The organism is Pseudomonas baetica (assembly GCF_051216495.1).
GTDB classification, from domain to species: domain Bacteria; phylum Pseudomonadota; class Gammaproteobacteria; order Pseudomonadales; family Pseudomonadaceae; genus Aquipseudomonas; species Aquipseudomonas baetica_B.
In genome coordinates this window covers 87,100-101,221 of sequence record NZ_JBPKAM010000007.1, presented here as the reverse complement: position 1 = coordinate 101,221, position 14,122 = coordinate 87,100, and the positions used below count along the sequence as shown (strand labels likewise).

The window sequence follows — 14,122 nt, the reverse complement described above, 5'->3', positions numbered from 1 at the left end:
AAAGCGCGGGGAGGGTGTGGATTGATGCGCAAAAGTAACCCATGCCCCCCCCCCCCCCCCCCCTCCCACAGGGTTATTTGTAGGATTTGAGTCGGGTGGCAAATCCCAGGCAAACAAAAACGCCCGGCATAAGCCGGGCGTTTTGTATTGACCTGATTAGCGAGCGCGGTAAGTGATGCGCCCTTTACTCAAGTCATAGGGCGTCAGCTCGACGCGCACTTTGTCGCCGGTAAGAATACGAATGTAGTTCTTGCGCATCTTGCCGGAGATGTGCGCGGTTACGACGTGCCCATTTTCCAACTCCACGCGAAACATGGTGTTGGGCAGGGTGTCGACGACAGTGCCTTCCATTTCGAAGCTGTCTTCTTTCGACATGCAGTAAAGCCCTCGGTGTCCAGTGAATGGCCCGGTGCAACTGCGCCAGGCAAAAGCGGCGTGCATTGTGCCCGAAAAGTGGGGTTCAAGCCAAGGGGTTTAGGGTGTGCTCTAGTTCAGAACGACCCAGCGCTGGTTGACCAGCAGTTCAATGGGGCGATATTGGGTCTTGTAGCTCATTTTTTTGCAGTTCTTGATCCAGTAGCCCAGGTAGACCGCATCCAGCCCCAGCCGGCGGGCCTCGGCGATTTGCCAGAGAATGGCGTAGCGCCCCAGGCTGCGGCGCTCTTCGTCGGGTTCGTAGAAGGTATAGACCGCCGATAGACCGTTCGGCAGAAGATCGGTGACGGCAATTGCCAGCAGCCGACCGTCGAGACGGAATTCGTAGAATCGTGAAAACGGCAGGTCGCGTACCAGGAACGTCGAAAACTGATCGCGACTGGGTGGATACATGTCGCCATCGGCGTGCCGCTCTTCGATATAGCGCTGATAAAGATCGAAGTACTCTTCGCTGAAACCTGGCTTGGCGGGGCGTACCTGCAGGTCGGCGTTGCGTTTGAAAATGCGTTTCTGTTGGCGATTGGGGGTGAATTGCGCCACAGGGATGCGTGCCGGCACGCAGGCATTGCAGTTCTGGCAGTGGGGGCGATACAGGTGGTCGCCACTGCGACGAAAACCCATTTCCGACAGGTCTGCATAGACATGCACATCCATGGGCTGGCTAGGGTCGAGGAACAGGGTCGTCGCCTGCTCATCAGGCAGATAGCTGCAGGAGTGGGGCTGAGTGGCATAAAACTTCAAACGCGCCAACTCGGTCATGATCAACCCTCGGATTAAGCTTTTGATTAGGGGGCGTCTCTAAGTGTAAGCCACGCGAGCAAAAGTCGCTCAGCAAACCCAGGTTGCCCGGCTGGGTTGATCCAGATACTGCGCCAGGTAGCCAGCAAACGCGCTGCGGGGAATAGACCGTGCGCCCAGGCTGTGCAGATGGTCGGTGGGCATCTGGCAGTCGATCAGCACAAAGCCTGAGTCTTTCAGATGTCGTACCAACGTGGCAAAGCCAAATTTTGAGGCATTATCGGCGCGACTGAACATGGATTCGCCGAAAAACAACCGGCCCATTGCCAAGCCATACAAGCCGCCGACGAGCGTGTCCTGGTCCCAGACTTCCACGGAGTGCGCGTAACCGCGTTTATGCAGTTCCAGATACGCGTCCTGCATCGCCTGGGTGATCCAGGTGCCGTCGGCGTATTCTCGTGGGGCGGCGCAGGCGCGGATGACCGCGGCAAAATCCCGGTCGAAAGTCACTTGATAGCGTTGTTGGCGCAGCAACTTGTTCAGGCTGCGGGAAACATGCAGTTCGTCGGGAAACAACACGGTGCGTGGATCCGGCGACCACCAGAGAATCGGTTGGCCTTCCGAGAACCAGGGAAAGCAGCCGTGGCGGTAGGCCTGAATCAACCGGTCGGCGGACAGGTCGCCGCCAGCGGCCAATAGGCCGTTGGGGTCGCGCATGGCTTTTTCCAGTGGCGGGAAAGTCAGGGAGTTGCGTTGTAACCAAGTCAGCATGGCGTCCGGGCTTGCAGAAGGGGAGGGCGGTGGCGGGCGCAAGGCCCGTCACCCAGTGTGCCGTTAAATGGCGGGAATGTCGTCGAGGTATTTTTCCGCATCCAGTGCGGCCATGCACCCGGCCCCGGCAGAGGTTACCGCCTGGCGATAAACGTGATCAGCCACGTCGCCGGCGGCAAATACGCCGTCGATGGCGGTTGCCGTGGCATTGCCTTCGCTGCCGCCCTTGACCAGCAGGTAACCATCGCGCATTTCCAGTTGGCCAATGAACAGATCGGTATTGGGTTTGTGGCCGATGGCGATGAACACGCCGGCCACCGCAAGCTCATTGATCTCGCCGGTATGGCTGTCGCGCAATCTCGCGCCGGTCACGCCGCTGGCATCACCCAGCACTTCATCCAGATTCTGGTTCCAGTGCAGGCGGATATTGGCATTGGCGGCTTTGTCGAAGAGTTTGTCTTGAAGGATTTTCTCCGAGCGCAGCTTGTCGCGACGGTGAATCAGGTGAACTTCCTTGGCGATATTCGACAGATACAGCGCTTCTTCAACCGCTGTATTGCCGCCTCCGACAACCGCAACGACTTGGTTGCGGTAAAAGAAGCCATCGCAGGTTGCGCAGGCTGAAACCCCTTTTCCGGCAAATGTCTCTTCCGAGGGCAGTCCCAAATATTGTGCCGAGGCGCCGGTGGCGATGATCAATGCATCACAAGTATAAGTGCCGCTATCGCCGGTCAACTCGAACGGGCGTTGCTGCAACTTGGCTGTATGGATGTGGTCGTAAACGATCTGTGTAGCAAAGCGCTCGGCGTGTTTTTGCATGCGTTCCATCAGGACCGGGCCAGTGAGTCCTTCCACGTCCCCTGGCCAGTTGTCGACTTCGACGGTGGTGGTGAGCTGGCCACCTGCCTGTATGCCGGTGATGACAACGGGTTTGAGGTTGGCGCGGGCGGCATACACGGCTGCGCTGTAACCGGCGGGGCCGGAACCCAGGATGATCAGGCGGTGATGCTGCACTTCGCTCATAAAAACACCTCATAAGCCTTTGTCACAAAAGAGAATGCATGCTCAAATTGAGTCGCATGTGATGTGCTTTTGACTATGCTACATCCAAGTGCTTCAAGCATGGCATCGGACGGACAAACCCGTACAATGCCCGGTTGTAACAGTGTTTGTAACAATGATTGTAAAAAGAGCAAGGTTGCGTCTCGGGTTTATAAAAACCTGGGCGCAGTGTTAAAAGTAGACCCGGTTACGCTTGTTAACTTTTTTACCTGCCTGGATTGGGCAGTTTTTTATAGTCAATCAACAGATGGACGCGCCCATGGCGCAGGAATAGAAGCGTTTTGAAGAAATCCACCGAAGCACCCAAGACAGTCGTTCCGCTCTGGCGCCAGCAATTGCACTACCGGCTCAAGGAAGGTGCATTGATCGCCATCGGCGCGTTGTGCCTGTTCCTGATGATGGCCTTGCTGACCTACGGCAAGGACGACCCGGGCTGGAGCCACAACAGCAAGATCGATGACGTACAGAATTTCGGTGGGCCGGCAGGTTCCTACAGCGCCGACATCCTGTTCATGGTGCTGGGCTATTTCGCCTATATCTTCCCGTTGTTGCTGGCGATCAAGGCTTACCAGATTTTCCGGCAACGCCACGAGCCGTGGCAATGGAGCGGCTGGCTGTTTTCCTGGCGCCTGATTGGCCTGGTGTTCCTGGTGCTTTCCGGCGCTGCGCTGGCGCACATTCATTTCCATGCTGCGACTGGCCTGCCGGCCGGCGCGGGTGGCGCGTTGGGCGAAAGCCTGGGCGATCTGGCGAAGAACGCGCTGAACATTCAAGGCAGCACGTTGCTGTTTATCGCCTTGTTCCTGTTTGGCCTGACGGTGTTCACCGACCTGTCGTGGTTCAAGGTGATGGATGTCACCGGCAAGATCACCCTCGACCTGTTCGAGTTGTTCCAGGGCGCAGCCAATCGCTGGTGGGCGGCCCGTACCGAGCGCAAGCAGCTGGTCGCGCAATTGCGTGAGGTTGACGATCGCGTACACGAAGTGGTCGCGCCGACCGTGACTGACAAGCGCGAGCAGGCCAAGGTCAAGGAACGCCTGATCGAACGTGAGCAAGCCTTGAGCAAGCACATGTCCGAGCGCGAGAAGCAGGTACCGCCGGTGATTGCCCCGGCTCCGGTCAAACCCGCAGTGCCGAGCAAGCGCGTGGAAAAAGAGAAACAGGCGCCGTTGTTTGTCGACAGCGCCGTGGAAGGCACCTTGCCGCCGATCTCGATTCTCGACCCGGCGGAAAAGAAACAACTCAATTACTCTCCGGAATCCCTGGCGGCGGTCGGCCATCTGTTGGAAATCAAGCTCAAGGAGTTCGGCGTCGAAGTCGCCGTGGATTCGATCCATCCGGGCCCGGTGATTACCCGTTACGAAATCCAGCCGGCGGCCGGGGTCAAGGTCAGCCGTATCGCCAACCTCGCCAAGGACCTGGCGCGCTCCCTGGCCGTGACCAGTGTGCGCGTCGTGGAAGTGATTCCTGGCAAGACCACGGTCGGTATCGAGATTCCCAACGAAGACCGGCAGATCGTGCGCTTCTCCGAAGTCTTGTCGACCCCCGAGTACGACAACTTCAAGTCGCCGGTCACCCTGGCCCTGGGGCACGACATCGGCGGCAAACCCGTCATTACGGACCTTGCGAAAATGCCTCACCTGCTGGTGGCCGGTACCACCGGTTCCGGTAAGTCGGTGGGTGTGAACGCGATGATCCTGTCGATCCTGTTCAAGTCCGGACCGGATGACGCCAAGCTGATCATGATTGACCCGAAAATGTTGGAACTGTCGATCTACGAAGGCATTCCGCACCTGCTGTGCCCTGTGGTTACCGACATGAAGGACGCCGCCAATGCCTTGCGCTGGAGCGTTGCCGAAATGGAGCGGCGCTACAAACTGATGGCGAAGATGGGCGTACGAAACCTGTCGGGCTTCAACGCCAAGGTCAAGGAAGCCATTGATGCTGGCGAGCCATTGAGCGATCCGCTGTACAAGCGCGAAAGCATCCACGACGAAGCACCGTTGCTGCAGAAACTGCCGACCATCGTCGTGGTCGTCGACGAATTCGCCGACATGATGATGATCGTCGGCAAGAAGGTTGAAGAACTGATCGCCCGTATCGCCCAGAAGGCGCGGGCGGCCGGTATCCACTTGATCCTGGCGACCCAGCGGCCGTCGGTGGATGTCATCACCGGTCTGATCAAGGCCAACATCCCGACCCGCATGGCGTTCCAGGTATCGAGCAAGATCGACTCCCGGACCATCATCGACCAGGGTGGCGCCGAACAATTGCTGGGCCATGGTGACATGCTGTACATGCCGCCGGGCACCAGCCTGCCGATTCGTGTCCACGGTGCCTTCGTCTCCGACGATGAGGTTCACCGGGTGGTGGAAGCCTGGAAACTGCGCGGTGCACCGGAGTATAACGACGACATTCTCAACGGCGTCGAAGAGGCCGGCAGTGGATTTGAAGGCAGCAGCGGTGGCGGCGACGGCGACGATGCCGAAACCGACGCGCTGTACGACGAGGCGGTGCAGTTCGTCCTGGAAAGCCGTCGCGCATCGATTTCCGCGGTTCAGCGCAAGCTGAAAATCGGCTACAACCGCGCCGCACGCATGATCGAAGCCATGGAAATGGCCGGGGTCGTGACGGCCATGAACACTAACGGCTCGCGTGAAGTCCTGGCCCCTGGTCCGGTGCGCGACTGACCTGAAATTGAACGGGCGGCGTCCTCGGGCGCCACCCGCACTCCCATGAATGTTAAGAGGACTCCCATGCGTCTTATCCGCATGTTGCTGCTGCCGGTACTGGCTTTGACCACGCTCTCGGCCCACGCCGATGACAAGGACGTGGCGCGCCTGACTCAACTGCTGGAAAAATCCCAGACCTTGAGTGCACGCTTCTCCCAACTGACCCTTGATGGCTCCGGCACCCAATTGCAGGAAACCGCCGGCCAGATGTCGCTGCAGCGTCCCGGCCTGTTTTACTGGCACACCGATGCACCCCAGGAGCAGTTGGTGGTGTCTGACGGCAGCAAGGTCACCCTGTGGGACCCGGACCTGGAGCAAGCGACCATCAAGAAGCTGGACGTGCGTCTGACCCAGACCCCGGCCCTGTTGTTGTCCGGTGACGTGTCCAAAATCAACCAGAGTTTCGACATCAGCGCCAAGGAAGCCGGTGGCGTGATCGACTTCACCCTCAAGCCGAAAACCAAGGACACCCTGTTCGACAGCCTGCGCCTGTCGTTCCGCAACGGCCTGGTCAATGACATGCAACTGATCGACAGCGTCGGTCAGCGCACCAATATCCTGTTCACCGGCGTGAAAGCCAACGAACCGATCCCTGCGTCCAAGTTCAAGTTCGACATCCCCAAGGGTGCCGATGTGATCCAGGAATAAACCGCAGGCACACAAGAACTGTGGGAGCGAGCCTGCTCGCGAAAACAATATCAGCCTTCCCGCTTGACTCAGATCAGAACGAAGAACGCCAGCAAGCCACCAAAAATTGCCCACTTTTCCAGGTAATAGAGCTTGCGATTGCGCTTCTTCAGCTCCTTGCCGTGCAGGCGGATCTTGTAGATCTTGCCGAACAGACGGTTGATCCCGCCGGTTTTGTCGCCTGCCTCGTTCGGCGCACCGGCAGCCGACATCACCGTGCGGCTGAACCAACCATTGAACGCCGCCGCCCAGCGATATTTCATCGGCCGCTCGACATCGCAGAACAGGATGATGCGGTTTTGCTGGGTGGTGTTTTCGGCGTAATGGATGAAGGTTTCATCGAACATCACCGCCTCGCCGTCGCGCCAGTGGTAGTTCTCACCATCGACGTTGATGTAGCAACCGGCATCGTTGGGCGTTTCCAGGCCCAAGTGATAACGGTAGGAGCCGGCATACGGATCACGGTGACGCACCAGTTTGGAGCCCGGTGGCAACTCGGCGAACATGGCGGCCTTGATCGAGCCGATGCTTTGTACCAGCTCGGTGGTACGCGGGCACAGTTTCATCGCCGACGGGTGGCTGTCGCCGTACCACTTGAGGTAGAAGCGCTTCCAGCCTGTCTTGAAAAACGAATTGAAACCGACATCGTCGTACTGGTTCGAGCGCTTGATCTCACCGGCACGCAACAGATTCTGGCCTTCGGCGCGGATTTCTTCCCAATGGGTCTGCAACGGGCTCAGATCGGGAAAGTCCGCCGGATCGAGGTACGGCTTGTTGGGGATCTTCGAGAACAGATAAAGGAAGCAATTGATCGGCGCGAGAAACGTCGAGTGATCGCTCAGTTGACGGCCCAGTTTATGGCGCACGCGACCGCGCAAGTGCACATACGCGATGGAGACAACGTAGACAGCGGCAATGATGAGTTTCACGGAAATCGTCACACGTCAGAAGTGAACATACTGCGCCCCCTGCCGGCCAGCGGCCTACGGGTCTTGTGCAGCGTCTGAAAACGAAATAGCGGTCCGGGGCCCATCCTTGAGCCGTGCCGTTTACCGGCAACAGATGAAAGATGGCATTTTAGCCACCGCTTGTAACCAATTGTTAGCCTTCAAGTGTGAAAATCTGTCCTTTGATACGGCCAAACCGCCGCTGCGGCCTGATGGCCCTATCGTTTAAAGAGCTAGACCAGTACAATCGCCGCCAAACTTTACGCGCCCCTTTGGTTGATGACGGGAATGTCCCGGCTTCAGCGCACTTCGACTCGGCCGCAACCCTTGCTTCTCTGAATGCTTCTCAGGAAAAACCCTTGATTTCTACAGCTAACATCACGATGCAGTTCGGCGCCAAGCCGCTTTTCGAAAACGTTTCGGTCAAGTTCAACAATGGCAACCGCTATGGTTTGATCGGCGCCAACGGTTGCGGCAAGTCGACCTTCATGAAGATTCTCGGCAGCGATCTCGAGCCATCCTCTGGCCAGGTCATGCTCGAGCCGAACGTGCGCCTGGGTAAATTGCGCCAGGATCAGTTCGCCTACGAAGAATTCACCGTGATCGACACCGTGATCATGGGTCACGAGGAGCTATGGAAGGTCAAGGCCGAGCGCGATCGCATCTATTCGTTGCCGGAAATGAGCGAAGAAGACGGCATGGCCGTGGCCGAGCTGGAAACCGAATTCGCTGAAATGGACGGCTACACCGCAGAATCCCGTGCCGGTGAGCTGCTGCTGGGTCTGGGCATTCCCCTGGAACAGCACTTCGGCCCGATGACCGAAGTTGCGCCAGGCTGGAAACTGCGTGTTCTGTTGGCTCAGGCACTGTTTTCCGATCCTGAAGTGCTGTTGCTCGACGAACCGACCAACCACCTGGACATTAACACCATCCGCTGGCTGGAAACGATTTTGACGGCGCGTAACAGCACCATGATCATCATTTCCCACGACCGTCACTTCCTCAACAGCGTCTGCACCCACATGGCCGACCTGGACTACGGTGAACTGCGTCTGTTCCCGGGCAACTACGACGAGTACATGACCGCGGCGACCCAGTCCCGCGAGCAACTGCTGTCGGACAACGCCAAGAAGAAAGCCCAGATCGCCGAACTGCAGACATTCGTCAGCCGCTTCTCGGCCAACGCCTCGAAAGCCAAGCAGGCCACTTCCCGCGCCAAGCAGATCGACAAGATCCAGTTGGCCGAAGTCAAGCCATCGAGCCGCGTGAGCCCGTTCATCCGCTTCGAGCAAACCAAGAAGCTGCACCGCCAGGCCGTGACCATCGAACAGATGTCCAAGGGCTTCGACGGCAAGACCCTGTTCAAGAACTTCAGCTTCACCGTCGAAGCCGGCGAGCGCGTGGCGATCATCGGCCCGAACGGTATCGGCAAGACCACCCTGCTGCGCACCTTGATGGGTGAACTGACGCCGGACGCCGGTTCCGTGAAATGGACCGAAAGCGCGGAACTGGGCTACTACGCCCAGGACCATGCCCATGACTTCGAAGACGACGTCAGCCTGTTCGACTGGATGGGCCAGTGGACCCAGGGCGAGCAGGTCATTCGCGGCACCCTGGGCCGCATGCTGTTCTCCAACGACGAGATCCTCAAGTCGGTCAAGGTCATTTCCGGGGGTGAGCAAGGTCGCATGCTGTTCGGCAAGCTGATCCTGCAAAAGCCGAACGTGCTGGTGATGGACGAACCGACCAACCACTTGGACATGGAATCCATCGAGGCGCTGAACCTGGCGCTGGAGAACTATCCGGGCACGTTGATCTTCGTCAGCCACGACCGTGAATTCGTATCGTCCCTGGCCACTCGCATCATCGAGTTGAGCCCCAATGGCGTGACCGACTTCAGCGGCACCTATGACGATTACCTGCGTAGCCAGGGTGTGGTGTTCTAAAAGCCTCTCCAATCCTGTAGGAGCGAGCTTGCTCGCGATGGAGTCGAGACCACCGCGTTTTCCAGTGGAAACGCGTTATCGTTGACGACCCTTCGCGAACAGGCTCGCTCCCACAATTGGAATGCCTTCGCCCTGTGGGAGCGAGCCTGCTCGCGAAGACGTCCTCAACGACAACGAATATAGTTAGCCTGCTTCCTTTTATCCCGCCGCCGCGCCATCATGCAGTTCTCCCACCGCCGCCCGCGAATGAGCCCTCATGTCTGCGCAGCAACAGCCACCGCAAAGCTCCATGGCGATCACCCTGCAGATCGTCTCCATCGTCTTCTATACCTTCATTGCCTTCCTCTGCATCGGTCTGCCGATTGCGGTGTTGCCGGGTTACGTTCACGAACAACTCGGGTTCAGTGCGGTCATCGCCGGGCTGACCATCGGCTCACAATACCTCGCCACCCTGCTCAGCCGTCCGATGGCCGGACGCATGTCCGACACCATCGGCACCAAGCGTGCGATCGTTTACGGGCTGTCAGGCATTGTGTTGAGCGGTGTGCTGACGTTGTTTTCGACCTTGCTGCAGGACCTGCCGTTGTTGAGTTTGCTGATCCTGATCGCCGGCCGCTTGTTGCTCGGAATCGCCCAGGGCTTGATCGGGGTGGGCACTATCAGCTGGTGCATGGGCCAGGTGGGCGCCGAACACACGGCGCGTTCGATTTCCTGGAATGGCATCGCGTCCTACGGCGCCATTGCCATCGGTGCGCCACTGGGGGTGGTGATGGTCGATGGACTGGGGTTCGCCAGCCTGGGCATCGCGCTGTCACTGCTGGCCGCGCTGGCGCTGCTGCTGATTCGCAACAAACCCTCGGTACCGGTGGTACGCGGCGAGCGGCTGCCGTTTTGGAACGTGTTCGGGCGAATTGCGCCATTCGGTGCGAGTTTGAGCCTGGCGTCCATTGGCTACGGCACCCTGACTACCTTTATCACCCTGTATTACGTCAACCGTGGCTGGAGCGGCGCGGCGTATTGCCTGACGGTGTTTGGCGTGTGCTTCATTCTGGCGCGCCTGCTGTTCATTTCCAGCATCAGTCGCTTCGGCGGATTCACCTCGGCCATTGCCTGCATGACCATCGAAACCGTGGGCCTGGCATTGCTCTGGCTCGCGCCTTCGACGGGCTATGCCTTGATCGGCGCAGGCCTGACCGGGTTCGGCCTGTCGCTGGTGTACCCGGCACTTGGCGTCGAGGCGATCAAGCAAGTGCCCAACTCCAGCCGCGGCGCGGGGTTGAGCGCTTATGCGGTGTTTTTCGATCTGGCGCTGGCGATTGCCGGGCCATTGATGGGCGCCGTGGCATTGAACCTGGGGTATTCGTGGATCTTCTTTGGTGCGGCGCTGTTGTCGGTGAGCGCGCTGGGGTTGACCTTGCTGCTCAAGCACCGCGCGATGGCATGACGCCCATTCCTTCGGCAGCTCCTACAGGGGGCTATTGATCAGCAGTTTGCATCCCGGCCCGGGTCGCCTTGCCCAAGGTACGAGAGAAAAACCGCCCGGCCTCGGTTATCAGATTACGGTGAATGTCCTCACGATCGACACCATCGGCGTCCGTACACAGTGCCGGCATGATGACGATCTGTTCGTCGTTGCAGGGCGCCATGAACACGAAGTGCCCTGCCCCGGCCAGCAACTTGAAGTCCGGCGCCACCGGCAGTTTGCGAGCCAGTGCGGCGGCGTTCTTGTCGATGGGCACCAGTTTGTCGCCATCGCCGCTATATAACAGCACCGGTACATGCACGTCGGCCAGGGTATGACGACCGAACTTCAGGCTTAGTGGCGCCATTAGCATCAATGCATGGACGCGCGGGTCGGCCACCGGTTGCAAGTCATCACGATCGACGATCAGTTCACCCTGGGTGTTACAGGCATCGCGATCGTCTGGACGTTCCTGGCAGTAACGGCGCAGGCGATCCAGGTCCGGCGTCGCGCCGGACAGTATCAACGCCGTCTCCCCGCCTGCCGAGTAACCAATGACCCCGACCTGATCGGCATTGACGAATGGCGCCAGCATACGATCGCCCAGGGTCGCGGTAATGGCTTCGGAAATCTGGATCGGTCGCCCGTACAGGTTGCTCAGGGTGCCAAGACGGCTGTGGTCCTTGGAGTTATCCCCCGGATGAATCACGGCCACCACCACAAAACCCTTGCGCGCCAGCGACGTGGCCAGGTCATGCAGGGCCAGCGGGGTTCCGGTGTTGCCGTGCGACAGCATCAGCATCGGGAAGCGACCCATGGCGACTTTAGTGTCTTCGCCGGCCTCGACTGTGTAGCCCTCAAGCTTGCTGACGTGCTCTTTTTCGCTGGAGGGGTAGAACGCGATGGCGCGCATCGGTTGCAGATCGAGCGGATCGAGAAAACTCATCTCGTGGTAGCCGACGCTCCAGTGAGGATGCGGCGCAGGGGCGGCGTGCACTGAACTCAGGCTGCTGAACAAGCACATCAGTAAGATTGCACAAAGACGCATCATGGGATGCCCCACCCTGTTACCGGACCGCGGCTGTTTACCCTTGACTGCATATCTCGGGCCACAACTCATTGAAATCATGAAACAGTCGGAAACAAAAAACTCCGCACCTGCCACTTGCGTGATCAGAATACAGAGTTTTTGGGGGATTGCCTGCGCCGTTTGACGCCTTTACGCAAGCCTTACGCGGCGGCGAACAGTTGCTCGCTGATGTGCGTCTGGGCGTCGCTCATGGCTTTGGTGCGCACTTCGTCACCGTAAGCCAGGCCATGGGCGCGGACGAATTCGATGTCGGTGATGCCGATGAAGCCGAACAGCACTTTCAAGTAATCTTCGTGGGCAACGCCAGTTGCCTGACCGGCATGCAGACCACCGGAAGTCGAAACGATCACCACTTTCTTGCCACCGCACAGGCCTTCGGGGCCGGCCTCGGTGTAACGGAAGGTCTGACCGGCAACCGCGATGCGGTCGATCCAGGCCTTCAGTTGAGTCGGGATGGTGAAGTTGTACATCGGCGCTGCAATCACCACGGCATCGGCGGCGAGGAATTCGGCCAGGGTCGACGCACTCAGCTCGGCTTCGTGCTTTTGCGCGGCGTCGCGCAGTTCGGCGGTGGTGCCCGCGGCTACCAGCGTGGTCGAAGAGAAGTGGCTGATGGCGTCGGCGGCGAGGTCACGGTAGGTCACCACGGCGGTTGGCTCGGCGGCTTGCCAGGCTTTGACAACTTCACTGCTCAGCTGACGGGAAGCCGAGTTGTCACCAAGAATGCTCGAATCGATATGCAGCAGTTTCATGTGGGATCTCCAAGTGAGGATCGCCGCCAGGGCGATCTGATGGAAACAATCCTACAGACGAAACCAATAGATGATTAGCGTGCAACAATGCGATAGTTTGTCCCACTGATAGAACGATAGAGACAGCTCCCATGCAAGACCTGAATGACCTCTATTACTTTGCCAAAGTCGTGGAGGCCGGAGGTTTCGCGGCGGCCGGGCGATTACTGGGAATCCCAAAGTCGCGACTGTCCCGTCGCATTGCCGAACTTGAAGAGCGGCTGGGCGCGCGACTGCTGCAACGCACCACTCGCCAGCTCAAGCTGACGGCCGTGGGCGAACGTTACCTGCGCCACTGTCAGGCCATGCTCCTGGAGGCCGAAATGGCTGACGAGGCCGTGGCCAGCATGTCGAGCGAACCTCGGGGGCGGCTGCGTGTGTCCTCCCCCGTCGGCCTGGCCCACGAAATGCTCCCCGGTGTGATCAGCAGCTTCCTGGAAAAATTCCCGCAGGTGCAGCTTGAGGTCATGTTGGTCAATCGCCGCGTCGATCTGGTGACCGAGGGCGTCGACGTCGCTTTGCGCGTGCGCGAACCGGGTGATGAAGACCCGCTGCTGGTAACCCGCCGCCTGCGCCAGGCACAGATGCTGGTGGTGGCCAGCCCGGGCTTTATCCAGGGACATGAGATCAATCATCCGGACGATTTGAAAAACCTGCCGGTACTTGGCGCCCTTGAACCCGATCGCTTGGTGCACATTCGCCTGGTTGATCACCTGGGCAAACCTTATGACCTGGCCCGTGAAGCGCGGTTGGGCGTTGACGATTTCATCGTGCGCAAGACCTGCGCCCTCGCCGGCCAAGGGTTTACCACGCTGCCCATGATGTATTGCGAGCAGGAACTGGCAAACGGCTCGCTGGTGCAGTTGCTCCCGGAGTGGTCGATGCCCGGTGGCTGGTTGCAAGCGGTCTACCCACACCGGCGCGGAGTGATGCCCGCCGTACGTGCGTGGCTCGACCATTTGATTGAAACCTTCAATGCCTGTGGGGACCGATTGATATGAACAGCGCACGCATGAGTGAAGCCGACGTTGCCGCCTTTTGCCTGGCGCTGCCCGGTGCACGGGAAGATTACAAGTGGGGTGGCGTACGGGTATTTTCAGTGGCCGGAAACAAAATGTTCGCCCTGCAGGGCCTGCGCGGTGACTCCCTGGCGTTCAAGGTCGACAAGGATCTGTTTCTCGGTCATTGCGACCGACCGGGCATTCACCCCGCCCCTTATCTGGCGCGGGCCCAGTGGATCATCATGGCTACGCCCTACCCGCTGGGCGCCGACGAATTGCGAGGCTTGCTGCAACGCTCTCATCAACTGGTGGTCAGCAAGCTGCCCAAGCGTGTTCAGGTTGGGTTGCTGATTTAAATCCCGGCCAGCCAGAAAGACAAAAAACTGTGGCGAGGGAGCTTGCTCCCGCTGAGCAGCGAAGCGGCCCTAAAAAGGGGTCTGCTGCGCGGTCCAGCGGGAGC

Annotated in this window: 13 protein-coding genes; 6 read left to right on the top strand and 7 right to left on the bottom strand. The window is 59.1% G+C overall.

Annotated elements, in window-relative coordinates:
* Positions 1-156: 156 nt before the first annotated feature.
* The 4 genes from infA to trxB all read right to left on the bottom strand — a co-directional run bounded on the left by infA (position 157) and on the right by trxB (position 2,967).
* Entirely contained in the window at positions 157-375 is a 219-nt protein-coding gene (gene infA, locus ACSFE6_RS05140) for a translation initiation factor IF-1 (protein WP_002553999.1), read from the bottom strand.
* A gap of 111 nt (positions 376-486) precedes the next feature.
* Positions 487-1,194 (bottom strand): arginyltransferase, encoded by a 708-nt coding sequence (locus ACSFE6_RS05135; RefSeq protein ID WP_435426578.1) that lies wholly within the window; start codon positions 1,192-1,194, stop codon positions 487-489.
* Positions 1,195-1,263: 69 nt separating this feature from the next.
* Positions 1,264-1,944, bottom strand: a complete 681-nt coding sequence (gene aat, locus ACSFE6_RS05130; RefSeq protein WP_435426577.1) for a leucyl/phenylalanyl-tRNA--protein transferase — start codon at positions 1,942-1,944, stop codon at positions 1,264-1,266.
* A 63-nt stretch (positions 1,945-2,007) separates the two neighbouring features.
* Positions 2,008-2,967, bottom strand: a complete 960-nt coding sequence (gene trxB, locus ACSFE6_RS05125; RefSeq protein WP_435426576.1) for a thioredoxin-disulfide reductase — start codon at positions 2,965-2,967, stop codon at positions 2,008-2,010.
* Positions 2,968-3,287: 320 nt separating this feature from the next.
* Between trxB and ACSFE6_RS05120 the strand changes: the two genes are divergently transcribed.
* Together ACSFE6_RS05120 and lolA are read left to right on the top strand one after the other, a co-directional pair.
* A complete protein-coding gene (locus ACSFE6_RS05120) occupies positions 3,288-5,696 on the top strand; it encodes a DNA translocase FtsK (RefSeq protein WP_435426575.1) in 2,409 nt (802 codons plus the stop codon).
* 66 nt (positions 5,697-5,762) lie between these two features.
* Positions 5,763-6,386, top strand: coding sequence for an outer membrane lipoprotein chaperone LolA (lolA, locus tag ACSFE6_RS05115; protein WP_435426574.1), 624 nt, complete (start codon positions 5,763-5,765; stop codon positions 6,384-6,386).
* A 68-nt stretch (positions 6,387-6,454) separates the two neighbouring features.
* On the opposite strand, the gene lpxO is transcribed toward lolA, so the two are convergent.
* Positions 6,455-7,354: a lipid A hydroxylase LpxO gene (gene lpxO / locus ACSFE6_RS05110; RefSeq protein ID WP_435426573.1), complete on the bottom strand. Its 900-nt coding sequence runs from the start codon at positions 7,352-7,354 to the stop codon at positions 6,455-6,457.
* A gap of 377 nt (positions 7,355-7,731) precedes the next feature.
* Between lpxO and ACSFE6_RS05105 the strand changes: the two genes are divergently transcribed.
* Entirely contained in the window at positions 7,732-9,318 is a 1,587-nt protein-coding gene (locus ACSFE6_RS05105; RefSeq protein ID WP_435426572.1) for an ABC-F family ATPase, read from the top strand.
* A gap of 256 nt (positions 9,319-9,574) precedes the next feature.
* A complete protein-coding gene (locus tag ACSFE6_RS05100) occupies positions 9,575-10,762 on the top strand; it encodes an MFS transporter (RefSeq protein WP_435426571.1) in 1,188 nt (395 codons plus the stop codon).
* A gap of 31 nt (positions 10,763-10,793) precedes the next feature.
* Here the strand turns inward: ACSFE6_RS05100 and ACSFE6_RS05095 are convergent, their stop codons facing one another.
* Both ACSFE6_RS05095 and ACSFE6_RS05090 read right to left on the bottom strand, forming a co-directional pair.
* Positions 10,794-11,831 (bottom strand): alpha/beta hydrolase family protein, encoded by a 1,038-nt coding sequence (locus ACSFE6_RS05095; protein WP_435426570.1) that lies wholly within the window; start codon positions 11,829-11,831, stop codon positions 10,794-10,796.
* 179 nt (positions 11,832-12,010) lie between these two features.
* Complete coding sequence (locus tag ACSFE6_RS05090) at positions 12,011-12,622, bottom strand: FMN-dependent NADH-azoreductase (RefSeq protein ID WP_435426569.1); 612 nt, start codon at positions 12,620-12,622, stop codon at positions 12,011-12,013.
* Between the two features lie 131 nt (positions 12,623-12,753).
* Here ACSFE6_RS05090 and ACSFE6_RS05085 point away from each other — a divergent pair, with 131 nt between their 5' ends.
* Together ACSFE6_RS05085 and ACSFE6_RS05080 are read left to right on the top strand one after the other, a co-directional pair.
* Positions 12,754-13,662 carry a LysR substrate-binding domain-containing protein gene (locus ACSFE6_RS05085; protein ID WP_435426568.1) on the top strand — a complete coding sequence of 303 codons (909 nt, stop codon included), beginning with the start codon at positions 12,754-12,756 and terminating at the stop codon, positions 13,660-13,662.
* The gene (locus ACSFE6_RS05080) at positions 13,659-14,018 is read left to right on the top strand and encodes an MmcQ/YjbR family DNA-binding protein (RefSeq protein ID WP_435426567.1); all 360 of its coding nucleotides are present in this window, start codon (positions 13,659-13,661) and stop codon (positions 14,016-14,018) included. Before ACSFE6_RS05085 ends, ACSFE6_RS05080 begins: the two co-directional genes overlap by 4 nt.
* The last annotated feature ends 104 nt before the right edge of the window (positions 14,019-14,122 follow it).